At 74.5% G+C, this 3,086-nt stretch carries 3 protein-coding genes; 2 read left to right on the forward strand and 1 reads right to left on the reverse strand.

Features of this window, described 5'->3' with window-relative positions; genetic code table 11:
* Nucleotides 1–152: 152 nt before the first annotated feature.
* Both ACFXA3_RS39710 and ACFXA3_RS39715 read left to right on the forward strand, forming a co-directional pair.
* Nucleotides 153–1,325, forward strand: coding sequence for a sensor histidine kinase (locus tag ACFXA3_RS39710; RefSeq protein ID WP_385195833.1), 1,173 nt, complete (start codon nt 153–155; stop codon nt 1,323–1,325).
* The gene (locus tag ACFXA3_RS39715) at nt 1,322–1,981 is read left to right on the forward strand and encodes a response regulator (protein WP_385195836.1); all 660 of its coding nucleotides are present in this window, start codon (nt 1,322–1,324) and stop codon (nt 1,979–1,981) included. The genes ACFXA3_RS39710 and ACFXA3_RS39715 overlap by 4 nt, the downstream gene beginning before the upstream one ends.
* 168 nt (nt 1,982–2,149) lie before the next feature.
* On the opposite strand, the gene ACFXA3_RS39720 is transcribed toward ACFXA3_RS39715, so the two are convergent.
* Nucleotides 2,150–2,620 (reverse strand): ATP-binding protein, encoded by a 471-nt coding sequence (locus tag ACFXA3_RS39720; protein WP_385195838.1) that lies wholly within the window; start codon nt 2,618–2,620, stop codon nt 2,150–2,152.
* Nucleotides 2,621–3,086 lie beyond the last annotated feature (466 nt).

Genomic DNA, 3,086 nt, shown 5'->3' on the forward strand with positions numbered 1-3,086 from the left:
GTGTCCTTCCTCCTGCGCGAGTGCCGTGCGGGGGCGGCGGGCCCGGCCCCCCCGGCGGCGCCCGGTCCCCGCCCCCCGCCCCCCGGCCCCCCCCGGGGGGACCCCCCCGGGGGCCCGCGGCGGGGGCCCGGAGCGGCCGTTACCGTCGCAGCATGGACACCTCATCAGGGAAAACCGCCGGGGGGCGGCCCGCGCTCCGGTGGCAGACCGCGGCCCTCTGGGCGGGCGCCGCACTGGGCACCCTCGTACTGTCGAACATCGCGCTCCGCGTGCCCCTCGGCGTCGGGGACCGCATCTTCGACGTCGGGCCGCTCCTCGCGGTCACCGGACTGGCGACCGCCGCCCTGCTGCTGCGGCGCGCACCGCTCACCACCCTGTTCCTGATGATCTTCGGCGCCTACCTGGTGATCTTCCTCGGCCGCACGCCCGGGCTCACGATCGCCCTGGTGCTGCCCGCCGCGGTGGCGCTCGGCGTGGTCGCGGCCACCCGGTCGCGCCGGGTGACGTGGTCGGCCGTGGCCCTGACCGTCCTGCTGCTGCTCACGGCCCAGTTCGCCCAGCCCGTGACCGGCTCCGCCCGCGTCCTCACCCAGAGCCAGCTGCCGCTCGTGGTCCTGGCCTGGCTGATCGGGGACTCGGTGCGGCGCGGCCGGGAGTCCGCCGCGCAGGCCCACGCCCGCGCCACCGAACAGGCCCTCACCGACGAGCGGCTGCGCATCGCCCGCGAACTGCACGACATGGTCGCCCACAGCATCGGCGTCATCGCCATCCAGGCCGGGGTCGGCAGCCGGGTCATCGACACGCAGCCCGCACAGGCCCGCCAGGCGCTGCAGGCCATCGAGACCACCAGCCGCGAGACCCTCGCCGGGCTGCGCCGCACGCTGGTCGCCCTGCGCCGCAGCGAGCCCGCGTCGCTGGCTCCCGCACCGGGCCTGGACGGCATCGACCGGCTCGCCGCGGCCGCCGCGGGCGACACGGGCGTACGCGTGGACGTGGTGTGGTCGGGGCAGCGGCGGCCGCTGCCGTCCGACATCGAACTGGCCGCGTTCCGCATCGTGCAGGAGGCGCTGACCAACGTGGTCCGGCACGCACGGGCCGGGGCCTGCCGGGTGGGCGTCGCGTACGGGACGGACGAACTGGCCCTGGAGATCGACGACGACGGGCAGGGCGTCCCGGACGGCACCCCGGCGGGCGCCGGCTTCGGCATCACGGGCATGCGCGAGCGCGCCACGCTGCTGAACGGCCGGTTCGAGGCCGGCCCGCGGCCCGCGGGCGGCTTCCGGGTGGCGGCGGTCCTGCCGCTGGAACGGGAGGGGGAGCGATGAGCGGCATCCGCGTCCTGCTCGCCGACGACCAGCCGCTGGTGCGGTCGGGGCTGCGCGTCCTGATGGCCGACACCCCGGACCTGGAGGTCGTGGGCGAGGCGGCGAACGGCGCCGAGGCGGTCCGGCTTGCCGCGGAACTGGCCCCCGACGTGGTGGTGATGGACATCCGGATGCCGGAGATGGACGGCATCGAGGCCACCCGCCGGCTCACGGCCGGCCCGGACGCCGCCCGGGTGCTGATCCTGACCACCTTCGACGAGGACGAGCACGTGTACGGGGCGCTGCGCGCCGGTGCGAGCGGTTTCGCCGTGAAGGACATGGCGCTGGACGACCTCCTCGCGGCGGTGCGGGTGGTCGCGGCGGGCGACGCCCTCATCGCGCCGGGGGTCACGCGCCGCCTGATCGCGGACTTCGTCGCGGGACCGGCGCCCGGCCCCGGCCCCGAGCGGGTCCCCGCGATCACCGGCCGGGAGCAGGAGGTGCTGACGCTGGTGGGGCGCGGCAGGTCCAACAGCGAGATCGCGCAGGAGCTGTTCATCACGGTGGCGACGACGAAGTCGCACGTGGCGCGGCTGCTGACGAAGCTGGACGCGCGGGACCGGGTACAACTGGTGATCAAGGCGTACGAGATGGGTCTGGTCGCGCCGTCCCGGTGAAGGCGGCGCGGTCCAGCGGGTGGCGGCGTACGGTCGTGCGCGCCCCGAGCGCGGCACGGCAGCCGCCACCCCACGACCCGCACTCGTCAAGGTCTGCCCTTGGCGTCCCCTCGCGACGAATCGCTCAGTACAAGGGTGATCAACAGTTGACGAACCGTCAACACCTCGTTAGAGGTACACGCGCGGTTCCCGTGTCGACCCGCACGCCCTGTTCGAGCCCTCGCTCCGCTCGGACGCGCGGTCCGCGGACTTGTCCGCGCGGTCGACCTCGCACCAGATCCGCTTGCCGGCGCCCTCACGCTGCCAGCCCCAGCGGTCGGCGAGCCCGTCCACCAGCTCCAGCCCGCGCCCGCCCGTGTCGTCCCCGGCGGCCTGCCGCCGCGCCGGGCCGCGGGCGCTGGTGTCGGCGACCTCGACCCGTACGCCCGGCTCCCCGAACAGCATGCGCAGGACGGCCGGACAGCCGGTGTGCACGACCGCGTTGGTGACCAGCTCGGAGATCAGCAGGATCAGCGTCTCCGCGAGCGGTTCGTCGTCCCCTATGCCCGACCCGGCCAGCCGCGACCGCGCCCAGCGGCGGGCCCGGCCGACCTCGGCGGGGTCCGGCCCTACCTCCAGCTGTACCTGAAGCACCTGCACCGCTCACACCATCCGAACCGGCGGACACTTCGCCTCGCGACAGGACGGGATCACCGAGAGTGATCCCCTTGTGGAGAAGCATGGTTGACATACAGTCACCACAACAAGCGCTTCGGGCATATTCCAGCGCGAAGGAGTAGGCATGGTGCATACTGCGCGTCGCCCGCGCTGCTCAACCGCTCGCATTCCCGGGAGCGTACCGGAGCAGTCCCCCGTCTCCGGGCCGCAAGGGGGCGGGCCAAGGACACAAACCGATATCAACTCTCTGTAATCGGACATGCGTCCCGCGTCGTCCCGGCCGTGCCCCGTTCCGTGACCGTGAGCTACGCCCCGGCAGCCTTGCCCTCCGCCGCGGGCTCCGCCACGAGGTCCGCCACGAGCTCCGCCGCCAGCTCCGCCGCGAGCAGTTCCTCGGCCTCCCGCGCCGTCCGCCACTGCTCGGCACGGACCCAGGCCCGCTTGAGGT

This window comes from Streptomyces sp. NPDC059456, from assembly GCF_042750055.1.
GTDB lineage: Bacteria > Actinomycetota > Actinomycetes > Streptomycetales > Streptomycetaceae > Streptomyces.